This window comes from Capnocytophaga sp. oral taxon 336 str. F0502 (assembly GCF_000411575.1).
GTDB lineage: Bacteria > Bacteroidota > Bacteroidia > Flavobacteriales > Flavobacteriaceae > Capnocytophaga > Capnocytophaga ochracea.
Genome location: NZ_KE150489.1, coordinates 368347 through 392564, shown reverse-complemented (window position 1 = coordinate 392564; position 24218 = coordinate 368347). Strand labels below are relative to the sequence as shown.

20 protein-coding genes and 1 other RNA gene are annotated in these 24218 nt (G+C 39.6%); 5 read left to right on the top strand and 16 right to left on the bottom strand.

Annotation, left to right across the window (positions count from 1 at the left end):
- Nucleotides 1-40: 40 nt before the first annotated feature.
- From rnpB to HMPREF1528_RS05105, 10 genes are all read right to left on the bottom strand, one after another.
- An RNA gene (rnpB, locus tag HMPREF1528_RS11955) (RNase P RNA component class A) lies at nt 41-346 on the bottom strand.
- A gap of 11 nt (nt 347-357) precedes the next feature.
- Nucleotides 358-837, bottom strand: coding sequence for a hypothetical protein (locus HMPREF1528_RS05145; RefSeq protein WP_016478916.1), 480 nt, complete (start codon nt 835-837; stop codon nt 358-360).
- Nucleotides 838-877: 40 nt separating this feature from the next.
- A complete protein-coding gene (locus tag HMPREF1528_RS05140; RefSeq protein ID WP_016478915.1) occupies nt 878-1720 on the bottom strand; it encodes a transketolase in 843 nt (280 codons plus the stop codon).
- 82 nt (nt 1721-1802) lie between these two features.
- Nucleotides 1803-2543, bottom strand: a complete 741-nt coding sequence (locus HMPREF1528_RS05135; protein WP_016478914.1) for an SDR family NAD(P)-dependent oxidoreductase — start codon at nt 2541-2543, stop codon at nt 1803-1805.
- Nucleotides 2540-3580, bottom strand: a complete 1041-nt coding sequence (locus HMPREF1528_RS05130; RefSeq protein WP_034567856.1) for a patatin-like phospholipase family protein — start codon at nt 3578-3580, stop codon at nt 2540-2542. The genes HMPREF1528_RS05135 and HMPREF1528_RS05130 overlap by 4 nt, the downstream gene beginning before the upstream one ends.
- A complete protein-coding gene (locus HMPREF1528_RS05125) occupies nt 3568-4356 on the bottom strand; it encodes a phosphatidate cytidylyltransferase (RefSeq protein ID WP_016478912.1) in 789 nt (262 codons plus the stop codon). Before HMPREF1528_RS05125 ends, HMPREF1528_RS05130 begins: the two co-directional genes overlap by 13 nt.
- A complete protein-coding gene (locus tag HMPREF1528_RS05120) occupies nt 4343-4948 on the bottom strand; it encodes a CDP-alcohol phosphatidyltransferase family protein (RefSeq protein WP_016478911.1) in 606 nt (201 codons plus the stop codon). The genes HMPREF1528_RS05125 and HMPREF1528_RS05120 overlap by 14 nt, the downstream gene beginning before the upstream one ends.
- Before the next feature lie 81 nt (nt 4949-5029).
- A complete protein-coding gene (locus HMPREF1528_RS05115; RefSeq protein WP_016478910.1) occupies nt 5030-6385 on the bottom strand; it encodes a peptidylprolyl isomerase in 1356 nt (451 codons plus the stop codon).
- Nucleotides 6386-6496: 111 nt separating this feature from the next.
- Nucleotides 6497-7663, bottom strand: a complete 1167-nt coding sequence (locus HMPREF1528_RS05110) for a hypothetical protein (RefSeq protein WP_016478909.1) — start codon at nt 7661-7663, stop codon at nt 6497-6499.
- Nucleotides 7644-8816 carry an AIR synthase related protein gene (locus tag HMPREF1528_RS05105; protein WP_016478908.1) on the bottom strand — a complete coding sequence of 391 codons (1173 nt, stop codon included), beginning with the start codon at nt 8814-8816 and terminating at the stop codon, nt 7644-7646. The genes HMPREF1528_RS05110 and HMPREF1528_RS05105 overlap by 20 nt, the downstream gene beginning before the upstream one ends.
- Nucleotides 8817-9291: 475 nt before the next feature.
- Between HMPREF1528_RS05105 and aroB the strand changes: the two genes are divergently transcribed.
- The 4 genes from aroB (at nt 9292) to HMPREF1528_RS05085 (ending at nt 15279) form a co-directional block, all read left to right on the top strand.
- Complete coding sequence (aroB, locus tag HMPREF1528_RS05100; protein WP_016478907.1) at nt 9292-10380, top strand: 3-dehydroquinate synthase; 1089 nt, start codon at nt 9292-9294, stop codon at nt 10378-10380.
- Between the two features lie 261 nt (nt 10381-10641).
- Nucleotides 10642-13245, top strand: a complete 2604-nt coding sequence (locus HMPREF1528_RS05095) for a thrombospondin type 3 repeat-containing protein (RefSeq protein WP_016478906.1) — start codon at nt 10642-10644, stop codon at nt 13243-13245.
- A 22-nt stretch (nt 13246-13267) separates the two neighbouring features.
- Nucleotides 13268-14200 carry a PorP/SprF family type IX secretion system membrane protein gene (locus HMPREF1528_RS05090; RefSeq protein WP_016478905.1) on the top strand — a complete coding sequence of 311 codons (933 nt, stop codon included), beginning with the start codon at nt 13268-13270 and terminating at the stop codon, nt 14198-14200.
- A 164-nt stretch (nt 14201-14364) separates the two neighbouring features.
- Complete coding sequence (locus tag HMPREF1528_RS05085) at nt 14365-15279, top strand: PorP/SprF family type IX secretion system membrane protein (RefSeq protein WP_034567855.1); 915 nt, start codon at nt 14365-14367, stop codon at nt 15277-15279.
- 18 nt (nt 15280-15297) lie between these two features.
- On the opposite strand, the gene HMPREF1528_RS05080 is transcribed toward HMPREF1528_RS05085, so the two are convergent.
- The 6 genes from HMPREF1528_RS05080 to HMPREF1528_RS05055 all read right to left on the bottom strand — a co-directional run bounded on the left by HMPREF1528_RS05080 (nt 15298) and on the right by HMPREF1528_RS05055 (nt 22778).
- Nucleotides 15298-16185: a DUF4249 family protein gene (locus HMPREF1528_RS05080; RefSeq protein ID WP_034567889.1), complete on the bottom strand. Its 888-nt coding sequence runs from the start codon at nt 16183-16185 to the stop codon at nt 15298-15300.
- 20 nt (nt 16186-16205) lie between these two features.
- Nucleotides 16206-18578, bottom strand: a complete 2373-nt coding sequence (locus tag HMPREF1528_RS05075; RefSeq protein ID WP_016478902.1) for a TonB-dependent receptor — start codon at nt 18576-18578, stop codon at nt 16206-16208.
- 323 nt (nt 18579-18901) lie between these two features.
- Nucleotides 18902-19396 (bottom strand): hypothetical protein, encoded by a 495-nt coding sequence (locus HMPREF1528_RS05070; protein ID WP_016478901.1) that lies wholly within the window; start codon nt 19394-19396, stop codon nt 18902-18904.
- Between the two features lie 77 nt (nt 19397-19473).
- A complete protein-coding gene (locus HMPREF1528_RS05065; RefSeq protein WP_016478900.1) occupies nt 19474-20052 on the bottom strand; it encodes a Crp/Fnr family transcriptional regulator in 579 nt (192 codons plus the stop codon).
- A gap of 88 nt (nt 20053-20140) precedes the next feature.
- Nucleotides 20141-21013 carry a flagellar motor protein MotB gene (locus tag HMPREF1528_RS05060; protein WP_009410200.1) on the bottom strand — a complete coding sequence of 291 codons (873 nt, stop codon included), beginning with the start codon at nt 21011-21013 and terminating at the stop codon, nt 20141-20143.
- A gap of 82 nt (nt 21014-21095) precedes the next feature.
- On the bottom strand, nt 21096-22778 hold the full coding sequence (locus tag HMPREF1528_RS05055; protein WP_016478899.1) for an OstA-like protein: 1683 nt from the start codon (nt 22776-22778) through the stop codon (nt 21096-21098).
- A gap of 521 nt (nt 22779-23299) precedes the next feature.
- On the opposite strand from HMPREF1528_RS05055, the gene rsmH reads away from it, so the two are divergent.
- Entirely contained in the window at nt 23300-24214 is a 915-nt protein-coding gene (rsmH, locus tag HMPREF1528_RS05050) for a 16S rRNA (cytosine(1402)-N(4))-methyltransferase RsmH (RefSeq protein WP_016478897.1), read from the top strand.
- Nucleotides 24215-24218: the final 4 nt, after the last annotated feature.

The window sequence follows — 24218 nt, the reverse complement described above, 5'->3', positions numbered from 1 at the left end:
TGTCCTCTTTTGAGGACAGCCCTTTGGCTTTTTGGATATAAAAAAGAGCAAATCATAAGCCGGATTCTGTACCTACTCTTACCGAGCAGGTGCTTATCATTTATCTCGGTTAATGATTGCTCATTAGCTCTAACCGCCTACCCTCCAACATCGGGCGAGCAACCCTCAAACGCTGGTTTACGCGACGTTGCACCTCATAGAGTTTACCTGATTTCACTATGGCATTACCCATACATTCTTTCTGTTGCACTTGTCCTCGCCTCACGGCGGACGGGTGTTACCCGCTATGATGCTCTGTGGTGTCCAGACTTTCCTCTACTTTCGTAGCGATAAGCTGATTTGCTCTTTTTATAATTCTTAACTTAACCCTATATACTTTTGATTAGGTTTTTCATAAGGTGTTAATACACTTGCTTCAAGCATATTGAAATTTAGTAATAGGTTGTTTTCCTTTTCTTCATCAAAAAGTAAATCGTAGAGATAATGATGAACAAAGATATACCATTTTTTATTAGGATTTACTGCTGCAAAACCAGCGACATCGTTGCCTTTGTCAAGATAGAAATACTCCCATTGATAGAAATTCATTACTGCATTAGCAAATAATTCTCCTAAACCATAAGCTAAATCTACCTTGTCGTATGCTAAGGTATCGGCAGTAACTTTTTGCTCTTTATAAGCATCAATAAAATGTCTTAAAGAAGTAGCTACTTCTTTAGGATTGCTTTCATCACAAGCGAAATTATTTTCTTTTAGCAAGTCAATAGCTTTTTCTTTCAAAGCTAAAAGCTCTTCTTTTTCTTCACTATCAGCTAATCTTTCAGTAATTTCAGCCATAAATATCAATTTTTAATTTTCTAATTTGCTAATCTGCTAATTAATAATCGCCCAACGTTTCAGGGTTCTGTGCTAGACCTTTAGCCAATTGCTCGTCATTAGGAGCTTTGCCGTGCCAAGCGTGAGTGCCCATCATAAAGTCTACGCCATTCCCCATTTCGCTGTGGAGCAAGATACACACGGGTTTATCTTTGCCGGTTAAGGCTTTGGCATCTGCCAATCCTTTTAAGATAGAAGCAATATCGTTGCCTTTTTCAATATCGATTACCTGCCAGCCAAAGGCTTCCCATTTAGCGCGAAGATTACCTAAAGGCATTACGGCATCAGTAGGACCGTCAATCTGTTTGTGGTTGTAATCAACTGTAGCGATGAGGTTGTCCACTCCTTTACCCCCGGCATACATTGCCGCTTCCCATATTTGCCCTTCTTGTAGTTCACCATCGCCGTGGAGGGTATATACCAAGTGGTTATCGCCGTTGAGTTTTTTAGCCAAAGCCACCCCAATCGCTACTGAAAGCCCTTGTCCCAATGAACCCGAAGCCACGCGCACACCTTCCAACCCTTCGTGAGGTGTAGGGTGTCCTTGTAAGCGAGAATTGAGCAAGCGGAAAGTGTTCAGTTCACTTACTGGAAAGAACCCACGTCGTGCTAATACACTGTAAAACACTGGCGATATATGTCCGTTAGAGAGGAAGAATAAGTCCTCGTTTTTACCTTCCATAGAGAAAGGTAGTTTGATATCCATTACTTCGTTGTAGAGGCATACAAGGAATTCAGCGCAACCCAAAGAGCCCCCTGGGTGACCTGAATTTACTTTGTGAACCATTCTGAGGATATCTCTACGCACCTGCGTAGTAAGGTCGGTAAGTTGTTGGATATTCATTGTATTTCTTCAGTTTTACGTTTTTAATACCGCAAAGGTACAATTTTTAAAGACAAAAGCAACAACGGAAGGATAATAAATTTTATTTCTTCATATAATGAGCTTTCTTATACATTATCTTTGAAAGCAGGAAAGAGGGCATATATGAGAGGAAGCGCATTAACCATTTCATTTGTTTTGGGAATAGAAGCAATGCTTTCTTTTCAGTAATAGCTTGCGTGATTTCGCTCACGGCTTGGGCTTCGGTTACAAGAAAAGGTTTCTTAGAAAGGTCGTTGTGGTTGAGGTCGCGTAGTTTTTGGGTATCTACATAGCCTGGAGCAATGGTAGTAATTGCGATTCCATACCGACGCAAAGCACGGCGATAAGCATCGGCTATTTGTATCACACTACGCTTGGTCTTGGTGTATAGGCTTGACTCGGGGTAGTCTAAAATACCTGAAATAGAAGCGAGTAAAACTATCTGTCCGCCTGTGTGGCACATTGCTTTTCTTCCAACTTCTAAGCAGTTCACGGCTCCCATAATATTGGTTTGAAGCATTGCCACAGCCTCTTCATAGTTAATATCATATGCTACATCTTCAGCATAACTACCTGCACAATTGATGAGCAACGACAAAGTCCTCTCACCTACGAATTGCTGTATAATGTTTTGTAATTGCACTATATTGGTTACATCGGCTTGGTACTTCTCAAAACGCGATTCATCAGCGAGCTTTTGCAAATCTCTTCCACATACGCCTACGCAATTGCCTTGTAGGTGATAATAGCTCGCCAATGCTAACCCTATGCCTGAGGTGCCTCCTATGATAAATACATTCATTGTTTAAAAGCGTTTATTGTAGTTTGATAACCGTAGTTCCATTGTTTTTCTATTTGTTCACGATAGTGAGCGTAGTTTTTTGGAAAGTGAATACCTACCGCACATCGCTTCCAGTTGATATACTTCTCTGAGTAAAATCCTTTTAAGACCATAGTAGCATCGCGGGTATCGATGAGCTGAGCGGGATATTGTGCTACTTCGGCTAAACGCTCGTTGCCACTAAAACCTAAAACTGCACGCACTAACGCTTCTTCAGTAGAACTATAAGGCTGTTTTTCCTCTCTTATCACTTCTTGCGAAAGAGCATTTGCTAATTCTATAGGTAGTAAATCTATTGCGCCTCCTGCAAATACATCATCTGCTATATTTACCGGAGCTACGTAGAACATATCAGAAACTGAAATGCGAGCAGCTGTGAGCATTGGTATCTCTGTTTTAAGGAGAATATCTTTAGCAACTGCGGATTGTAAATAGTTATCAGAAGAGATTTGAATGGTTTGCAGATTTATATGTCTTCCAGTTTGTGTATCGGTAAAGAGTACTTTTTGGTAAAGCTTACGAGCCCCTCTCCGTTTGCCACATTCATCAGGAGTGAATAACATTTTAGAACCGACAATAATAGTAGGTAGGGTAGAGGAGAAGTGCACTTTCGAGACACTTGGCAATAGGTTAGAAAGGTCTTGTGCCATTGTTACCAAATAGCGATGATACACATCTTCAATATAAGGAGCGTGCCTCTTGTCGTATTGTTTTTTTAGAGCTAAAAAGCCTATACGGTATAATTGACTATAAGGGGTGAGAGAAAGGCTCTTGATGAAGTTATAAAATTCTTCGGATTGCAGGTAGGCTTTGCGAGCAGTATGTGCAGGAAAAGCGTTGATGATTAGAGTTGCAAAAGCACCTCCACAAGAGGCTATCAGTAGCGAAGGAGTTTTGCCTAAATCATCTAAAGCATTGTACATACCGCCATAAAGGGCAAAACGTGTACCTCCTCCTGAGAAGACTAAGGAGCGATGGAATGTTTTCATTGTGTCCATAGAAAGAACCATATACTGTTAAACAAAAGGCTATCCATACGGTCTAAAAGTCCGCCGTGACCAGGAATAAGGTTGCCAGTATCCTTTACGCCTGCTTTGCGTTTGAGAAAGGAAATACATACATCACCCCAAAAGCCGAAAAAGCTAATAGTTACTCCTAAGAGCAACCACGCGTGAAGGGACGCTTGCAAACCGAGCACATACGCCAAACACACGCTTACTAAAGGTGTGAGTAAGATTCCTCCTACGCAACCTGCTATAGTTTTATTTGGACTCACCTCGGGCAGTATCTTTTGCTTGCCAAAGTATTTACCTGATAAGTATTGAAACACGTCGTTCAGTTCGGTGGAAACAACTAAAAAGATAACCCATAACAAGCCGTTAGGTACTGAAAACAAAAAAAACAAATGTGGATAAGCAAATAGAACGATACCCAAAGAAAGGGCTATATAAGGTGCTTTGTTTTTGGCTACAAAGAAAGTTCCTAAAACTGAAATAATGAGCAGAACTATAGCCCCTAATAAATAAATTTGATAATGAGGAAAACAGAAAAGCAAAACGCCTTGTAGTATAGCAATAACAATAGGTAAGTAACGGGTATTGAAAGAAAAGAGCCGTCCTAACTCTTTTAAACATTGAAAACTCACCCAACATATAAAAATACGCATCGTAAGTTTATTATATACAGCTCCTGCGAAAACAGCAATAATGAATACCCAACTCCTAATGCGAAGAGGTACATCGGCAAACTTACTATGGCTATTAGTGTTGGGCATAAAGTCCTTTTTTGAGACGAATAAAAGTGCTGAGGGACAGTAAAGCAATTATAATCCCGAAGACAATCGCTGAGTAGGAAGTGATAGAAACGCCCAAGAAAGCTAAAAGTCCGTAAATGCCTATCAGTAACGCACGGTCGCTTTTACCCATAGGTCCTTCATAGCGTCTTTCACCGCCTAACACTTTGCCCATTACGCCCGCAAATTCATTGAGAACACTGAGCACAATAAAAATAACTACTAAATAAAGACTTTCGGGGTGATATTTCAGCAAAGGGAAGAAGATGAACACATCAGAAATCACATCACCCAATTCGTTGAGGATTTCACCTAAATAAGTGGTTTGCTGGAACTCGCGAGCCATCATTCCGTCGAGTGCATTGAGAATCATACGCAAGAGTAAACCTATGGGTAAGGCTAAGAAGAAGTAACGACATTCAGAGGCTTGCCAAAAGAGCACTCCAATTATTAAAGAAAACAAAATAGCAACTATCGTTATTTGGTTTGCAGTTACTTTCTTACGATGCAAGAACAGCAAGATAGGGTGTAGCAACTGCTGAAATTTAGGTTTTAGTTTGTAAACGGAAATCATATACTGAGCTATATAAACATTGATGAGGCAAAAGTAATAAAAAATAGTGAAAAACAAAACTTGCTTTTCACTATTTACTAATTATTTCTTAAGCCAATTGTTTTCAAACTTACAGTTCTTGTATTCTCCGTTTACTGAAATGTAAGTTTTCTCGATATGTTCTTTCATCCACTTACTGATGGCTTTCAGTTGTTTTTCTTTCAGAGCTAAATCTTGTATCTTTACGTAATCCTTTACAAAGTCGGCTTGGTGTTCCTCAATACGGTTGGTGATTTGGTAAATCTTATAGGTCTTTTTGCCTGTTCTATCTTCGTCGAGGAAAGGTACTGATACCTCATTGTCTTTAAGGTCTGAAATACGAGCGTAAAGTGTAGGCTCTATACGGGTAAGCTCAAAACGAGTAGAAAGGTCTTCGGGGTTGATAAGCTGACCGCCATCGTTGCGGGTTTCTTTTTCATCGGAGAAATTACGTGCAGCCTCGTCGAAAGTAAGCTCTTTGTTTACAATACGGTCGCGTATTTTGGCTATCTTCTCTTTAGCTTCGTTGAGAGCTTCTTGAGGAATTTCAGGCATTAACAAGATGTGTCGTACACTTACTTCCTTACCGCGAATCTTGTCCATTTGGATAATATGCCAACCGAAGCTAGACTCAAAGGGCTTAGATATTTCTCCTTCCCGCAGAGTGAAGGCTACGTCTTTAAAAGCTTTGTCAAAAGCAGAGTTACGGTTGAAGGTGAGTACTTGTCCGCCAGTAGCGCGGTCTTGGGAGTAGAGAATGGCTTTGGTAGAAAAACTCATACCGTTTTCCTCTACATCTTTTTTAATATCGTTGAGTTGGTTTATTACTTTTTGTACAGAACTCTTGGGAGCTACAGGATTGACTACAATTTGAGCAATTTCTAATTCAGTACCAAAGTGCGGACGTTCATCGGCTGGAATAGCGTTGAAGAAGGTACGTATTTCCTCAGGAGTTACTTCTATATCTTTTATAATTTGTTGTTTCATACGCTGAGCGAGCATACTCACTTTTAGGAGGTTGAAAAGCTCGTCGCGCATAGATTGTTCGTCGTCTTTTTTATAGAACTCTAAAAGTTTCTTAATGTCGCCACCTAACTGAGCGGTCAAAAATTCAATACGTTGGTTCACTTGGTCACGTACTTCGCTATCGGTAAGCTTCACACTGTCTTGCACAGCTTGGTGAGCGTAGAGTTTGTCCTCCATCAGTTTGCCGAGCATCTGGCAACGGTTGATTTCACGAGTGTCTACCTCTTGCTGTTGCAAATCAATATACGCCTTGTCGATATCTGATTCTAAAATCAAATAATCACCTACTACCGCTGCTACACCATCTACCTTTCTGCGCTCATTGTTTTGGGCAAAAAAGGGAGTCGTGAACAACAATATTACAAGTACTGACCAAATTTTTGTTTTATTCATAAACTTCGTTATTAACTTTAAACGTTCTGTTATTATATCAAAAGATGTGCCTAATTGCACTAACCAATTTGCAAAAGTAGTATTTATATTGGAAAAACGAAACTTTCTACTTTATTTTATTTTGAAACTACCGATGAACCACCCTATTGCGGGAAAGTAAAAAAGAGCAGTGAATGCCCATAACCATTCATAAAAATTACTGAAAATAGGATAGTTTACAATTACTGAAAAACCTTTGTAGGTGATGAGTATCTCGGTGGTGATAAAAGCAAAAAGAAACAGATAAACGAGCCATCGGTTTACTTTGTATACTTCTTCTAAAAACAGCAAGAGACCTATGGTTACAATCCCTAGAAAGTTAAAGTGTAAGTAACTTATCAACAGGTCGATGTTTTTAAACAAATAAGGCGTAAGGACAGGGAAAGCACCTGTGAACATCATTACTACTTTGGCGATAAAGAAACTGATAAATACAGTAGCTAAAAAACTCTTAGGTTGAGTTTTTAGGTATAAACGCAATATCATCACTACCGCAATGAGCCAAATAAGCACCGAAGCTCCTCCTACGATATAGTAAATAGGATAGCTAAAATAGCCTACCCAAGAGATGAAAAGCGAACCTATAATTCCCGCTTGAAACAGAATAAATACGCGCTTGATAAGCTGAGGATATTGAACCTCCCAACCGTATTTCTTTATAAAGAGTCCCATTAGGCTACTGAGCATAAAACCATTGTATTGAAAGTGCAAAAAGAAGGCAATGGCACACATATACATATCAGAGAACTTGCCATATTTTACTATGGTTACGGGCATTAGCCATATTCCCAAACTCGATAGGATAAGATACCAAATTCCCATTTTTACAAAAGGGGAAGTGGCATACTTCATAAAAAACTTCGCAAAAAAATAGGTACAGAAGATAAACACTGATGAAAAACTGATAGAAACAGCCCCATATCCTTGAAAAGGAAAGCTACATAGCATACCTAATACCGATAACTGAGTGATGTAGAACAGCCATCGGTAACGTTTGTGAAGTTGAGCGTTAAGAGGAATGGAAGTTCGCACTAAAATAGCCGAGAGCAGTACGTATACAAACCCTAAAAGTGCTAAATGCGAATGAGTATGCACGATATTTCGATAATTGAAATCGAAAGGATAGTCCACTACTTGTACCGAGCGCATAAAGATACCCAAGCACACTACTATAACGAAATAGGTGAATGCCCATCGTACATCAGTTCGTATGTTTAATTTAGTATTCAAAAGTACCATATTCGCTTTTTATAGTGAGACATTTATTATCTGATGAAGCTACCCTACCTATGATTTGCGCTTCTACATTAAATGATTTTGCAATAGTGATAATATCTTCTGCAATGGCTTCCTCTACATAGAGCTCCATACGATGCCCACAGTTGAACACTTGGTACATCTCTTTCCAATCGGTGTTGGATTCTTCTTGAATAAGTTTGAAAAGGGGAGGGGTAGGGAAAAGGTTGTCTTTGATAATATGCAAGTTATCTACAAAGTGCAATATTTTAGTTTGTGCGCCTCCACTGCAATGCACCATTCCACATATTTGGGTATTGTTGTACTTTTCTAATATTTTCTTGATGATAGGAGCATAGGTACGAGTAGGAGAGAGAACGAGTTTGCCAGCGTTTAACGGACTGCCAATTACCTTGTCGGTAAGTTGTTTCGTGCCAGCATATACGAGCTCACTGGGGACAGAGGCATCGAAACTTTCGGGGTATTTGTGTGCTAATACTTTTGCAAACACATCGTGACGCGCTGAGGTGAGTCCGTTGCTACCCATACCGCCATTGTATTGGTTTTCGTAGGTAGCTTGACCGTAGGAGGCGAGTCCTACAATCACATTGCCCGCTTTGATATTTGCGTTATCAATCACTTTACAGCGTTCTATGCGCGCTGTAACGGTAGAATCGACAATGATAGTGCGCACCAAATCACCTACATCGGCAGTTTCTCCCCCTGTAGAATGGATATGCACTCCAAAGGCAGAGAGTTCTGCAATCAGCTCTTCTGTTCCGTTGATAATAGCTGAAATGACTTCCGCAGGAATGAGGTTTTTGTTGCGCCCAATGGTGGACGAAAGCATAATATTATCGACTGCTCCCACACACAATAAATCGTCTATGTTCATTATGAGAGCATCTTGTGCAATGCCTTTCCATACGCTTAGGTCACCGGTTTCTTTCCAATACATATATGCCAAAGCTGACTTGGTACCGGCGCCATCGGCGTGCATTACAAGACAATAGTTGTCGTCGCCCGTAAGGTAATCGGGGACTATTTTACAAAAGGCTTTGGGGAATAATCCTTTATTGATATTTTTGATAGCTTTATGCACTTCGTCTTTGGCTGCCGAAACTCCGCGTTGTGCATAACGTTTGCTTACTTCCATTATAGTTTATTTTTGAGAGGCAAAGGTAAGAATAATTTATCAATTAGCAAATTTGGTACAGCGTGGTGCGAGCCACAAGGGTAGGTAAAGAATGAACGAACAATAGGTGAAAGAAGGCTTGTAGTTAATGGTTAGTGATTAATGGTTAATGGTGAAATTGGGAGAGGATTATACAAAGCTTATAGGATAATTAAACAATGAGTGGCTCTACAATGGCTCTACAGTGGGTCTACAGTGGGTCTACAGTGGGTCTACAATAGGGCAACAGTGATGAATAAACGAAGGAATAACGAAGGAATAACGAAGGAATAACGAAGGAATAACGAAGAATGAACGAAGAAACAATAAATCTAAGATGAATGTAAGGCGAATGGAAGGAGTAAATGTGTTGTGTATATGACGGTCTTTTGGTGCTGAAAAGGGGAATTTGTACAATTGTTATTATTTTACTACTTTTGCCAAAAATTCTGTACTGATGGAAGCAAATGTTATCAGAGCTGGAAATTACAACGTTTATTTTAATGAGGAAGGAACTGATTTTATCAATCGAATGGTTGCGGAAAAACGTCCTTCGAAGCTGTTTTTGTTGGTGGACAGTCATACCAATGAAAAATGTTTGCCTGTGTTTTTACCTACTCTCATTACTGATATTCCGATAGAAATTATAGAAATAGAAGCGGGAGAACTGCATAAAAACCTCGATACTTGTACGCAAGTGTGGCACGCACTTTCAGAATTAGGAGCCGACCGCAAGAGCTTGCTCATAAACGTAGGAGGAGGAGTGGTAACCGATTTAGGAGGCTTTGTGGCTTCTACCTATATGCGCGGAGTGCCCTTTATTAATGTGCCGACGAGTTTACTGGCAATGGTAGATGCCTCGGTAGGGGGGAAGACGGGGGTGGATTTAGGTCCTTTGAAAAATCTTGTAGGAGTGATAAACAATCCGTTGGGGGTGGTGATAGACTCGCAATATTTAGGAACGTTACCTGCTGAGGAATTGCGTAGCGGAATGGCAGAGATGTTTAAGCACGGACTTATTCGCTCGGAGGCTTATTGGAACAAAATGTGTGATTTGAGAAGCCTTTCGTTAGCTGATTTAGACAGTCTTATTCACGAATCGGTGGTGATAAAGAACGAGGTGGTAATGCAAGACCCGAAAGAATGTGGATTGAGAAAAATACTGAATTACGGTCATACGCTGGGGCACGCTATCGAGTCGTATTGTTTGGAAAACCCTAATCGCCAATGTTTGTTGCACGGAGAGGCTATTGCGATAGGAATAGTGTTGGCTACTTACTTATCGGTGAAAAAGTTAGGATTCCCTAAGGATAAATGCGATAAGGTGAAAAGCGTATTGGGAGAGTATTTCAGCAAACAAACTTTTCATAAAGAGGATATTGAGGATATTTGTGAGTTGATGCGTTTTGACAAGAAGAATGTAGCGGGCAGAGTACACTTTGTGCTTTTGGAGGAGATAGGTAAGCCTAAAACGGATTGTGTAGTGCCTGAGAAAGAGATTTACGAAGCGTTTGAGTATTATAGTGCGAGCCACACAGGGAGATAAAAGGTAAGACGTAAAAGGTAAAAGGTAAAGCCAGTGAGGGCTCACAGCTGGGTATGTGGAGGCGGATTAATTAGCAAATGAGGAAATGAGAAAATGAGGGAATGAGAAAATGAGGGAATGGGAAAATGGGGAGATGAGAAAAATTGACTAATAAAGCAATAATTAATTATGACAACCTTTTTTAGGACGTGACAGTGATTTTTTTGGGTGAATATTAAGTGAGGAAGCAAAAGAAATTAAAAATATATAAAGAATTAAACATTGAGATATAGCAATTACAATAGTATTTTTTGGTTATTTATTTTGGTGGTGCTACAAGGGTCGGCACAGAATTATTGGCACAAGGCTGATTTCTCGACTCAGCGCAGTGCAGCAGTAACAACTAATAACCCCAATTATCAGTATTTTACACTGAATAAAAAGGCGTTTGCACGTGCTTTGGAAACCGATAGTAGACGCAGTGAGGCTACCGTTCAGATACCTGATGCCAACGGAACACTCATTACTTATCGCATTGCACCTACGCAGGTTCTTTCGGAAGCAGTTGCACGAAAATATCCTTCTATTAAAACTTTTGTGGGTAAATCAGTAACCGACCCCTCTAAACATATTCGTTTTACGTGGAGCGATTATGGGCTTGATGCTATTATGGAAGAAGAGTTGAGCTATTCGTTTATAGAAGCAGAAGATAAAGAAGGTGTTTATTACAGGGTTTATCGTCGTAAGGATGTTGAAAAAGCATTCATAGACTGTAAAACATTAGATGTGCCTACTCTTTTGCAGGAAAGTAAAGCGGCTCAACGCCCTTCATTTCAGACTAAACCTATGCAACGTACTTTTCGCATTGCAATTGCTTGCACCCACGAATATACTGATTATTTCTGGGGGAAGGCTTCAGCTTTTGCCCAAATAGTCAGTACGCTAAACCGTGTAAATGAGGTCTATGGGCAGCAGCTGTCGATTGTTTTCCAGTTAGTTTCGGACGATAGTGTAGTATATGAGACTAAAGATACTGACCCTTTTACTGGTATTAACTACGAAAAAGAATGGTACGACAATAAAGCTCTTGTATTGCAACAAGTTTTGGACAACAAGATAGGTAATGCTAATTATGATATAGGGCAGTTGTTTCACAATGCCGCAGAAGGAGGTAATGCAGGTTGTATAGGGTGCGTGTGTACCAACGACCGCAAGGGACAGGGATTTTCGTCTTATCCGTTTGCTTACGTACGCAATAGAAGTGCTTTTGATATAGATGTGGTAGCTCACGAGATAGGACATCAACTGGGGGCACGGCATACTTTTTCTTATCGCAGAGAATATGGGTCGGGGTCGCAGATGGAACCAGGGAGTGGTACTACTATTATGAGCTACGCAGGAGTTACGCGATATTATGATGTGCAACAGAATGCTGACCCTTATTTTCATCACCGCACTATTTACGACATTACAGATAACCTACAAGGCAAGTCTTGTGCTACCGAAAATTCTACGGGCAACACTCCTCCTGAGATACCCGACTTGAAAAGCTATACTATTCCGTATGGAACTGCCTATTTATTAGAAGGTACTGCTACCGATGCTGATGGCGATGCGTTGCTCTATACGTGGGAAGAAAGCGACAATTATACAGAAACGGGTAATTATTATTTTTCACCTACAATACGTTCAGGAGCTACGGCACGCTCTATGAAACCCTCAGCACAATCTTATCGCTATATCCCGCGTTTGGAACGTATAGTAGCGGGTACGCTCACCCAGCAGAATCCTAAAAAAGGAGATGCTTGGGAAACAGTGCTCAACATAGGGCGTACCTTGCATTGGACTTTTATGGTTATCGACCGTCCTTTAGCAAGTAATCAAACAGGAAATACAGCTTATAAAACTATTGATGTGGTAGTGAGTGCAGACGCAGGTCCGTTTAAAGTGAGTTCGCATACCGAGCAAAGCACTTGGTATGTAGGGCAAAAAGTAAGTTTGCAGTGGGATGTAGCTAACACTGATAAAGCACCTGTGAACGCCGAAAAAGTGAAAATACTCTTTTCGACTGACGGAGGAGCTACTTTTTCGCATACCTTAGCTACGGGCTTACCCAATAATGGGAAAGCTGAAATAAGCGTGCCTGATGCTATTAAAACGCAGCAAGGAAGGTTTATGGTGAAAGCTGAAGAGAACCTATTTTTGGCAGTGAATGCAGGGAATATCATCGTAAAAGAAGATGACGATGTGGATAATGACGGCATACCTTCGCGTATGGATAACTGTCCGACTGTAGCCAACCCTGACCAAGCTGATGCTGATAATGACGGTGTAGGCGATGTTTGTGATGACGATATGGACGGTGATGGGATTTTAAATGTTTTGGATAACTGTCCTACCGTGTCTAACACTACCCAACAAGACACTGACAACGATGGTATAGGAGATGCTTGCGATAACGATATAGATGGAGATGGTTTCTTAAATGACCAAGATAATTGTCCTAATGTATACAATCCAGACCAAGCTGATTTAGACGATGACGGTATAGGCGACGCTTGTGATGACGATGTAGATGGCGACGGAATCCCGAATGCACAAGACCCACAGGTGGATTATGTGCTTATCTCCAACGCTTTTACTCCTAATGGCGATGGGGTGAATGATACTTATGTGATAGCGCGCGCTGAACGATACCCTAATAACACCCTGTATATATTCAATACCTTAGGGCAATTAGTATACTCGGCTCACGGGTATAAGAACCAATGGGACGGAAAGAAATCTGATGGTACCTTAGTGCCACAAGGTTCCTATGTAGCTATTTTCAGCATTGACGGCAGTGAAAAGAACAAAAAACAACTTTGGATTTACATTAATTATTAAGAAGAGAAAAACACAGAATCCTATGAAAAAGATATTATTAAGTATGTTGGTAATAGGCACAAGTGCTTTGCACGCACAAGCTACAGACCCTACATACATTTTTTATCAACAACACGAAAACCTAATAAACCCAGCGGCAGTGGGAATGGAGTTTGGACACACTATTTCGGTGGATATACGCAACCAGTGGCGAGGAATGACCGAAGCCCCACAAACACAAATCCTTTTTACTACGCATCGTTTGAGTGACCGCGTGGGGTTAGGTTTTTCATTGGCAAGCAACAAAGTGTTTATACAGAAACAAGCAGGCATTTACGCTGATTTCTCGTATGCAATACCCATTTCGTACAACTCGCGATTGATAGGAGGAATTAAATTTGGCGGTGATTTCTATAATATAGACGGCAGTGATATGACGTATTACAACGGCTTGTATAACCAATATTACCCTAATGGCACACGTATGCACCCTACTTATTATTACGACCCTTATTTGCAAACCATTTCAGGAAAATTCCAGACTAACTTTGGGGCAGGGCTGTATTATGACCACCCTAACTTTTACGTAGGTTTTTCTATCCCTAATATGCTTGCTACCGATAGGGTGCGAATGGATAACGACCAAATGACTTCTTTAGCCGAAACGATGTACTTCTATACCATAGCAGGCTATTATTGGCGTCTTACTCCCGATTTTACTATTAAACCGCGTTTGCAGATGCGCTTAGCCAAAGGTGAATATCCCTCGACCGATATTACAGTAGCAGGAAACTTTTTGGAACGAGCAGAATTAGGGATTACTTATCGCACAGATAAAGCTGTGAATGCTTATGTGTTATTTAACATTCCTAATTATTATGTATCTATAGGCTATGGTTTTGAGAGCTATTTTCAAACCCATATGAATTTACAGTCGCGCAACTCTCACGAGTTTTTGGTGCAATTTAAATGGTAAAGCTAAGGGGTGAAAATGAAACAAAGAGTGTTATTGTAATTTAGAATTTAAGTGTTTGAGTTGTTTTTGTTTCTAATTGTTATTTTATATTGCCTTTACTCAAATATTGGAGCTTTGTAGTTACAATTTGCTCTTATCCTTTATTAGAAGAAATTATTATCAGAATGAAAAGAAGATTACTTATCAGTGTTTTTTTGTTTATCGCAGGAGCACTACAAGCTCAATCTATAGATCCTACGTACATATTTTATCAACAACACCAAAACTTGGTGAATCCAGCTATGGTTGGCAAGGAAAATGGACATACTATTTCAGCAGACATTCGTAACCAATGGCGTGGAATGAATGAAGCTCCTCAAACGCAAACCTTTTTTACCACTCACAAGATAACTGACCGCGTGGGCTTAGGGCTTTCAGTAACCAATAATAAAGTATTTATTCAGAAGCAAACGGGTGCTTTTGGGGACTTTTCTTATAGAGTGCCTATAAACGAACATTCTAATATCGTAGGAGGAATTAAGTTTGGAGGAGAGCTTTTTAATATTGATATAAGCCAAATACGCACATATAATCACTTGTACAATACGAGACAGAATACTACGCGCTACGACCCCTATTTGCAAGATATCTCGGGGAAGTTCCAATTCAACTTTGGAGCTGGAGTTTATTATGAATTGCGTGACTTTTATGTAGGGCTATCTATCCCCAATATGCTCGCTTCTGATAAAGTGGGTATGGAAAATGATGTAATGACTTCCGTTGCTGAGAATATGTTATATTATGCAATGGCGGGCTATCATTGGCATATCTCTTCTGAATTTACTCTAAAACCAAGCGTACAAATATGTCTTGCTAAAAAACAAGAAGCCTCAACAAACTTCACTGTAGCTACTGACTATTTAAACCGTGCTGAGGTAGGGCTTACCTATCGCACTGATAAGGCTTTTAGCTCTTATGTACTCTTCAATATTCCGAATTATTATTTATCAGTGGGATATGGTTTTGAAACCTACTTTCAAACACATCTCAATTTACAATCGCGTAACTCTCACGAGTTTTTGGTACAAGTGAAGTGGTAGTGTGAGCCGTACGGGCAACTATTTTACTGTATATTGTAGCGTAGTATACTGTGCCACCCGAAAACCTCCAAGAGGGTTCTCACGAGAATTTCCTTTGTTCACAATATTACCTATGGGGCGCGTAGGAATAGTAAATGGGCTTTGTCCTTCTGATAATCTTATAAGCATTTGCACAAATTCTTTGTATTGAGGGTGAATCCGATAAAGTGTTACGTTTACAATATCTCCTTTGTTTAACTTATCATTATTGAGTCCTATCATTATAAAGAAAAACTTATAGTTAGCTATATAGTTGTCATCCAAAGTCCCGTAAGTAATTTTTTTGCTACTACTTTGTGTCAGCCTTACTAAATAAGCATTGGCTACACCATCACTAATACCGTCAAAGTAGAATTTTAACTCTATTTGGTCACCTAAAAAGCCTCCGTTTTCTTTTTGTACTATTTTGTCAGAAGGTATTATAGGAGCTTCAAGCATTTTGCTCTTAGCAGTATAGGTTTGTCCGTTGAGTTCTATGATAAGTTCATAGTCTTTGCCCAATTCAGGAGTGATACCTGCGGGAAATACATAACGGCTACCGCCTTTTAATGTGGCTACGTTATCAGTAGTAATGGTAGAAGTACCGTCCCATAACGAGAGTTGGTACTCTTGTGTCTGGGTTTGAGTATGTGCTTTGATTTTCACAATGGCATTATCAATAGCAGGTGAAGGCGTATCACCAAAATAGGCTTCCGTATAACTGATGTCCACTACAGGATAGGCTTTTGCCTCTCCTTTCTTCCAATCGAGAGATGCATCAATCACTAACTTTTGAGGGGCAGAGTCCAATTTTAAATCTATAACCTCTTCACAAGAAGTTAAAGCTAAAGCACTGAGAAGTATAATATAAATATTTCTTATTTTCATAGTAAATAGAGGTTTAAGCATTAGAAACTAAAGTTATAAGTTACACTGGGTATAATACCAAAAATAGAGAGTTTAACGGCTTCATTTTTATGGGTGTCTAAGTTCTCACGGAAGGAAACACTCACAGCATTCTTGCGATTGTACACGTTGTAAATACCGAAAACCCATTCGCTTTTCCAACGCTTGTTTGGGCGTTGTGGCGTATAGGTAGCCGAAAGATCCAAACGGTGATAAGCAGGCAAGCGGTATTCGTTGCGTTTGCTATAGTCAGGAACGCTCATTCCTAAGTAGTTATAACGTCCTACGGGGTAATTAGTAGGTAAGCCTGATTGAAAGTTAAATACAGCTCCGAATGTCCATTTAGGAGAGAGCTCATAGGTAGCCGTAATCGAAACATCGTGAGGTTTGTCGTAGGGAGCACTATACCAGTCGCCGTAGTTGATACCTATTTCTTCAGAGGTACGTCCTTTAGTTTGCATTTCCGATTTTGAGAGTGTATAAGCTATCCACCCAGTGAGTTTACCGGTGTTTTTACGCAATAACAGTTCCAAACCATAAGCTCTGTTTTCCCCTGTTAGCAATACTTGTTCAATCGCTTCGTTAGCAATGAGGTTCGCACCGTCTATATAATCTAAGCGATTTTGCACTTTCTTGTAATAAGTTTCAACCTCTATGCTGTATTTATCGTCCGAGAAGTTAGAAGCATAACCCAACGCCACTTGGTCAGCTAACTGTGGTTTGATAAACCCATCACTGGGTGCCCATACGTTCAAAGGCGAAGGCGAAGCTGTGTTAGAAATCAAATGTACATATTGAGCCGTACGCGCATAACTCGCTTTTATTGATTTATTATCGTTGAAAGCATAGCTCATAGTAAAGCGCGGTTCGAAGTTAGAGTACAAATTTATAATACGGTTACTACCGTAGTACTTTGTCCCAATAGGGGTCGCTTTCTGATAGATTTGTCGGCTCGTGTTAAATATCACAGGGTTGTCATCTTGATACACATTTATTGTGCGTTTCCCTAAGTGATAAAAATTACTAAAGCGTAAGCCGTACGATACCGTAAGAGCTTTCCCAATTTTCTGTTCGGCATCAGCATAGAATCCCAATTCAGCAGCATATTTATTGTCCAATATTTTTTCTTTAATAGTAGAAGCAGGAGAGGTAGGTACTATTTTACCAGGTTTGAAGGTATAATATAGTCCTTGAAAGCCGTAGGTAAATTTAAACTTCTCTGATACATAGTTTTTGAAATCATATTTTAGGTTAAAATTTTCTATCCCTGATCTCCATATCATATCAAGCAAGTTAAAGTCAAACTTATAGTCGTAATTGCTATAAATAACCGAAAGGTTTGAGAAGAGCTTCTCAGTAAATAAGTGATTCCAACGTAAATTCACTAAAGCATTACCATAAGCATTAGTGAGGTTATTGCTCAGTTTAAAAAAGTCCCTACCAAAGTAGCCCGAAAGATACAGCGCATTGTTTGGGTTCAGTTGGTAAGAGAGTTTTGTATTGAGGTCGTAAAAGTACATCGAATTTTCATTGTTGCTCAGTTTGAGGAAGAGATGAGCGTAAGAAGCGCGACCTCCTACTAAAAACGAGGCTTTGTCTTTCACTATAGGACCTTCGGCAAGTAATCGTGAAGAGAGCGCCCCTATGCCCCCTGTGGCCCCAAACTTGTTCTTGTTACCCTCTTTCTGATAAATATCCAAAACCGAAGCAATACGTCCACCATAGCGTGCTGGAATCCCTCCTTTGTATAGCTTCATATCACGTATAGCATCAGCGTTGAAGACACTCAAAAAACCAAAGAGGTGTGATGCATTGAAAATCGTTGCTTCATCAAGAAGTACTAAATTCTGGTCGGCAGCACCTCCACGCACGTTAAATCCTGATGATGCTTCGCCTGCGTTGCTCACCCCTGGCATCTGCATTAGGGTTTTGATAATATCTACTTCACCCACCAATACAGGCAGTTTCTTCACCGTAGCGATAGGAATAGAAGCTACACTCATTTCAGGCTTGCGTACTGCTGTTTTCTGGGTTGTGGCATTTGCAGTTACGTCTACTCCTGTAAGCTGAATAGTCTCAGGCTTCAGTTTGTAATCTTTGCGGATATTCTTGTCTAGTACTATAGTTTCTTGGTGAGTACCATAGCCTATATACTCAATGGTAATGGTATATTTACCTTCGGGCAAGGTAATAGAATAGAACCCGTACTCGTTGGTAGAGGTACCCGTGTGCAATTCTTTGATGATAAAGTTTACCCCTAAGAGCTTTTCGCCGTTAGAAGCATCAGATATCGAACCATTAAGGGTGTATTTGTGCTGTGCAAAAACAGCGGTTGTAGCTACTAAAAACAATAGTAGCAAGCACTTTCTTTTCATATGTTACTGTTTTTATTTTTCGGTACAAAAGTATAAGATAAGACGTTTATAGCACTTATCTATTTCTTGTAAAAAGTTATCAATTTTGTGTCTTTTTGAGTGCAAAGGTATAACAATATTGTGGTTTATACAAAAAAACTAATCAATTATTAGTGGAACTTACAAAATAATAACCAACGCTTGATTGTTTTTTAACTAAACTTACAACTTTAAAAATCTACTAATTTACCAATTAAAAAAATACCTGTCGTGCTACGACTGCTTGTGTGGCTCGCACTTTCTATTCACTCTTCCATACAAAAAAGTCAGCAATTAGCTTTACACTAACTGCTGACTCTTATCTCATTTGCTAATTTACTAACTACACCTGTGTAGCACGCACAATATATCAACAATATAAGCAGATTGACTCCTCCCAAAACGTCTTCTTTATGTTTTATTGTAAGAAAATCAGAAGTTACTTGGTTCATTTCGTACTGCTGAAAAGCTAAAAGTGAAGTTTCGTAAGATAAAGGTATGATAAAAAACTCACCCAATATAAATACTGCGATTGAAAGTATAAGCAATAGTAAGTTTTTCCGAGTTCTTTGGCATAAGTAAATTACAATATTGCCTATAAGGAACAACCACATTCCCTTAATCATTCCCAGTTGAACCATCGCATCTATAAATCGGCGTTGCCATAAGAAGAACGAAGTGTCTTGTGGTGTAGAAAGCATATTCATCGCTATAAAAGCCGAAATATTTCCTATTAATAAACTAAGCCCCACAATAGTAATAAATTGAGCTACTCGCTGAAGAAGATTTTTACTTTTCATCTGTTATTCTGTTTTTAATTTCTGAGATGCAAAATAATGCAGAAGTGGTGAGATAAAAATTAACTTGGGGTAATAAATTACATATAGGCTATTCTTCTTCTAATTCTGCTCAATGATTGTGGAGTAACTCCTACAAACGAAGCTATGTATTTCTGTGCTACTCGTTGCTCAATATTTTTATATTGTTTCATAAATTTCGAATAACGTTCTTGCGGACTATCAGTAAGTCCCGAAATGATGTATTGTACTGCTTTGATAAAAGTCTCTTCAAGTAGTAGCCTACCAAACCGTTCACCCTCTTCTATTTCTTTGTAAAACCGTTGCAGATTACCGTAAGAAATCATTTGCAAGACACTATCTTCAAGTGCAATGATTGTTTTCTGTGAAGGTGTTTTAGTTATAAAACTCTCATAGTCGCAAACAAAAGTATTCTCTTCGTTAAAGTGTATAGTAAGTTCTTTCCCATCATAATTCATAAATTGCCTCAGTAACCCCTTGTTTACATAACAGAAATGCCTACAGACTTTACCTTCTTGTAGTAGTACCTCTCCTTTGGCAAGATACAAAGGCTCAAAAAGCTCTTCTATAAGAACACAGTCCTTTCCCGATAGAGCTATATATCCCCTTATCTTGTTTAAAAGTAATTCGTATTTCATCTTCCATACAAAAAAGTCAGCAATTAGCCTTACACTAACTGCTGACTCTTATTTCATTTTCTAATTTGCTAATGTTCAAATTTGCTAATTATTTTCCTTTACCACCGATAGCAGGGTCTTTCATTCCCTCTTCAATCATAGTGTAGAATTGGTCAAGCTTAGGCAATATCACAATACGAGTACGACGGTTTAAGGCACGTCCGTTAGCATCACCATTGCTTGCTAAAGGCACGTAATAGCTACGACCGGCTGCAGTCATACGTTCAGGAGCAACTCCAAAGTCTTTTTGTAATACACGTACAATCTCGGTAGCACGCATTACGCTCAAATCCCAGTTGTCACGAATACAACTTGTTTTGATGTTTACGTTATCGGTGTGTCCTTCCACCATAAACTCAAAGTCAGGTTTATTTTTAACCACTTTTGCAACTTTTTCAAGTACGCTCTTTGCGTTTTTAGAAATAGTGTAGCTACCACTGCTGAAAAGCATCTTATCAGAGATATTGATAAATACCACACCTTTTTCTACTTTGATGTCTACATCTTGGTCGTCTAAGTTACCCAACACTCCTTTGAGGCTTTGTACCAAGGCGAGGTTTATTGAGTCACGACGGGTAACAGCATCGCGCAAATTCTTGATAGTTAAATCTTTTTCACGCAAGCTTTCCAATGATTTTTCAAGGTTCTCAGCACCTTTTTGGGTAAGCGTAGTAAGGTTACCCATATTGTTGATGAGCTGCTGATTGTTTTCTTTGAGCAAGTCGTTCTGATTTTTCATACTCTCCAACTTGTGAGTCAAGTTGTTCTTTTCGTCTAAACACATATTGAGTTTTACGGTAGCAGTGTTTAGCAAATCCTCAGTCTGTTTGTTTCTTGCTTCTAATTCAGCATACTTCTTTTTGGATACGCACGATGTGGTAATTAATCCCAACACCGACATTGCGATAATAAATTTTTTCATATAGTTTATGTTTTAAAATTAATCAATAGGCAAATGTACGCCTTTTTTTATTATTGTGCAATAAAAATGCCAACTTTTCGTCTTATTTGCTTTTTGGTTTCTCTTTAGCCTTCTCTTTCCCTGCCTTATTCTCTTTTTTAAGCGACGGATTTGCAAGCAGATTCTCCTCCTCGTCTATCTCCTCAGGAGTCTTCATTCCCTTAATTTTCTTGGGTTTTATTTTCTTCTCCGCATCGCTAAAAATCTCTTCTTTACTGCGGATACGTTCATCACCTCGCCATATAAATTCCTTAAACTTACGGTCGTTCACGTGTAATTTATCGTCTGGGTATAAATTCCCCGATGGTTGTGTAATAAACACCGTTTGTTGTATTTGCTGGTCTTTGTTTAAATAGAGCTTAATATGACTACAAGTCAGTTTGTTGATGCCTACCAGCTCCTTAGCGTCGTTATACACGTAATAAATAGACTCGGTATTCTGCAAAAAGTCTATTTGTCGCAAAACATTTTTCTTGAATTTGCCATACAAGAACTTACCTTTCACTTGGTTATAGCCATCGCCCAAACTGTCTTTCTCTACCACCAGTGCGTTGTTAAACACTTTCAAAGAGTCCAATTGCTCGGTCTTCGTATTGGCAATCAGGTGAATATTGTCACCCGTCATTTGGCTTTCGCCTGTCCACGCTACAGGTTTGCCCACCATTTGGGTCAGCCCATTAGCCTCGTCAGAGTGAATTGAATCGCACTTGGCTTGCATATCACTTTTGAAAATACGAGCATCGGGGTAAGCGCGAATCACGCGGTGTTGCGGTTTGCCAGTAACCAAAATGCGCTTGCCGTGCATATACATCGAGTCTTTCTCTACTAATGTGATTACCAATGCCTTTTTGGTGATAAACATCGAATCTTTTGCCTTGTGAATTTCGCCGTAATGCCCTCGTACAAAGGTCTTGTTTACCGTGTCCGAAATAAAGATATTGTTAGAGCCCGAAGAAAACTGACGGCGTTTATCAAAATACAAACTGTCGCCCACCAAGGTTTTCAGGTCGTATTCTATCTTGGCGTGCTTCATAAAATAACCCAATTGTCGACGCGTATCGTAAAAACCTCGCTCGCAATACACTTTGTAGTCAGCGCCCACAATGGTAGTTTTGCCGTAAAAATAGGCGTTGCCCGAATTGTGATAATAGTCCAACACCTGCGAATTAACCGTAAAATCTCTATTGACAATCTTTACCGAATTAGTAAATTGGTTTTTCTTGGTCGTTACGTAATACTTTCCTGTTTTACTGGTGAGCTCATTTTCAGGGTCAGTAATTTTCCCGAAATTGTTGTAATAAGCCTCCTGAGAGTTGCGGTCGAAGAAGAGTTCTTGGGTTTCCAGCGTCATATTCCCATTGCGCAATAGCACGTTCTCGCGGGCTACAGCTGTTTTAGTATTCCCTTTATACGATACGTACTGACTGTTCATTTGTAGTGTGTCGCCTTGTTGTAACACTACATTGCCGTGTGCAATCACCTCGTTTTTCTCCTCGTAGAGCACAGCCAAATCACACCACACGTCTAACCCTTGATGTCGAAACTGTACCCGTTGTCCGTCCGATTTAAAGATAGTAGCCCCAGGGTATTTCTCATTGTCAATCGTAAATTCCCCCCCGTAGATAATTTCGATACGGCGGGTCTTGCTATTGTCATTCTGAGCCCAAAGGTTAGTACAAAAGGTTAATAAACAAGTGAATAATATATAGTAATACGTTTTTTTCATTCAAATTCATTCCAATGATGGTGCAAAGATACGAAAATAATCATAAATGCCAATACATCTATGCCCCACACATCAATTTTTATACCATTCTCTTCCAGTTCACAGCCTTTACGGTTTCTATATTTCTCCTTTTTCGTCTCTATATACTTTCGTTTCTCCATTCTTTACCCTTCGCCTAATTAACACTTTTTAACTCTTTAATCTTCGCTCTTAATCCCTCATTCTTAACTACTTATATACCCTTTCTATACCAATCGTCCAAGATTCGTATAAGCTTCCTATAAGCTTTCTATAAGCTAACTACACCATAACCCTATCTTCGATACTCTCCGAGATTCTCCGATAACACACCTTTGCAATCCCTTCAAAACCTTCTCCATTCTCACATTCTCACATTCTCTCATTAACCACTAATCATTAATCATTAATCATTAATCATTAACCATTAACCATTAATTTAAATTTGGTGGTTGAGTATTAAATTCGTACCTTTGCACTCTATTATATCACGTAGCAAGTAAATGAACAATAACACCCCCTATCATACTCCTGTACTCTTAACGCAAAGCATTGAGGGACTGAATATCAAAGATAATGGCACTTATGTCGACGTTACCTTTGGTGGGGGAGGACATTCGCGCGAAATCTTAAAGCACCTCGGTAAAAACGGACGCCTCTATGCGTTTGACCAAGATGCCGACGCCCTTAATAATACCATCGATGATGAACGTTTTACTCTTATTCAGCAAAACTTTAAGTATCTGCGTCAGTATTTGCGCTTTTATGGAGTAACACAAGTAGATGGGGTTTTGGGTGATTTTGGGGTTTCCTCTCACCAGTTCGATGTAGCTGAGCGTGGTTTCTCTACTCGTTTTGAAGGCACACTCGATATGCGTATGAACCAGCAAGCTCCTCTTTCAGCCCAAGAAGTCGTCAATGAGTATGGCGAGATAGAACTCACTCATATCTTTTTTCAATATGGCGAACTGAAAAATGCCAAAGCGATAGCCCGTGCCATAATCAGTTACCGAGAGCAGAAGCCAATACGCTTAGGCAGTGAACTACAAGAGGCAGTAAAAGCTCTTTTGTCTAAATTTAAAGAGAACAAAGTGTTAGCACAAATCTATCAAGCCATTCGTATAGAGGTAAATGCCGAAATAGAAGCTTTGGAATCATTTTTGCTACAACTCCCTGCCGTAGTCAAGCCCCAAGGGCGTATCAGCCTTATCAGCTATCATTCACTCGAAGACCGCTGTGTAAAACGCTTCATTCGAGACGGACAGTTAGAAGGAGCTCCTGAGAAAGATTGGTATGGCAATGTGTTAGTACCCTTTAAAAAAGTAGGCGGTCTCATCACTCCTGATGATACTGAAATAGCACAAAACAGCCGTGCCCGTAGTGCCAAACTCCGTATCGCCGAACGTTTAAATTCATAACTGA

Coding starts and splice junctions, on each gene's coding strand:
- HMPREF1528_RS05060 (WP_009410200.1), bottom strand. CDS start 21,013: ATGAAAAAATTTATTATCGCAATGTCGGTGTTGGGATTAATTACCACA.
- HMPREF1528_RS05070 (WP_016478901.1), bottom strand. CDS start 19,396: ATGAAAAGTAAAAATCTTCTTCAGCGAGTAGCTCAATTTATTACTATT.
- HMPREF1528_RS05055 (WP_016478899.1), bottom strand. CDS start 22,778: ATGAAAAAAACGTATTACTATATATTATTCACTTGTTTATTAACCTTT.
- HMPREF1528_RS05130 (WP_034567856.1), bottom strand. CDS start 3,580: ATGGACACAATGAAAACATTCCATCGCTCCTTAGTCTTCTCAGGAGGA.
- HMPREF1528_RS05120 (WP_016478911.1), bottom strand. CDS start 4,948: ATGATTTCCGTTTACAAACTAAAACCTAAATTTCAGCAGTTGCTACAC.
- HMPREF1528_RS05145 (WP_016478916.1), bottom strand. CDS start 837: ATGGCTGAAATTACTGAAAGATTAGCTGATAGTGAAGAAAAAGAAGAG.
- HMPREF1528_RS05125 (WP_016478912.1), bottom strand. CDS start 4,356: ATGCCCAACACTAATAGCCATAGTAAGTTTGCCGATGTACCTCTTCGC.
- HMPREF1528_RS05065 (WP_016478900.1), bottom strand. CDS start 20,052: ATGAAATACGAATTACTTTTAAACAAGATAAGGGGATATATAGCTCTA.
- HMPREF1528_RS05090 (WP_016478905.1), top strand. CDS start 13,268: ATGAAAAAGATATTATTAAGTATGTTGGTAATAGGCACAAGTGCTTTG.
- HMPREF1528_RS05140 (WP_016478915.1), bottom strand. CDS start 1,720: ATGAATATCCAACAACTTACCGACCTTACTACGCAGGTGCGTAGAGAT.
- HMPREF1528_RS05110 (WP_016478909.1), bottom strand. CDS start 7,663: ATGGTACTTTTGAATACTAAATTAAACATACGAACTGATGTACGATGG.
- rsmH (WP_016478897.1), top strand. CDS start 23,300: ATGAACAATAACACCCCCTATCATACTCCTGTACTCTTAACGCAAAGC.
- HMPREF1528_RS05085 (WP_034567855.1), top strand. CDS start 14,365: ATGAAAAGAAGATTACTTATCAGTGTTTTTTTGTTTATCGCAGGAGCA.
- HMPREF1528_RS05105 (WP_016478908.1), bottom strand. CDS start 8,816: ATGGAAGTAAGCAAACGTTATGCACAACGCGGAGTTTCGGCAGCCAAA.
- aroB (WP_016478907.1), top strand. CDS start 9,292: ATGGAAGCAAATGTTATCAGAGCTGGAAATTACAACGTTTATTTTAAT.
- HMPREF1528_RS05115 (WP_016478910.1), bottom strand. CDS start 6,385: ATGAATAAAACAAAAATTTGGTCAGTACTTGTAATATTGTTGTTCACG.
- HMPREF1528_RS05080 (WP_034567889.1), bottom strand. CDS start 16,185: ATGAAAATAAGAAATATTTATATTATACTTCTCAGTGCTTTAGCTTTA.
- HMPREF1528_RS05075 (WP_016478902.1), bottom strand. CDS start 18,578: ATGAAAAGAAAGTGCTTGCTACTATTGTTTTTAGTAGCTACAACCGCT.
- HMPREF1528_RS05135 (WP_016478914.1), bottom strand. CDS start 2,543: ATGAATGTATTTATCATAGGAGGCACCTCAGGCATAGGGTTAGCATTG.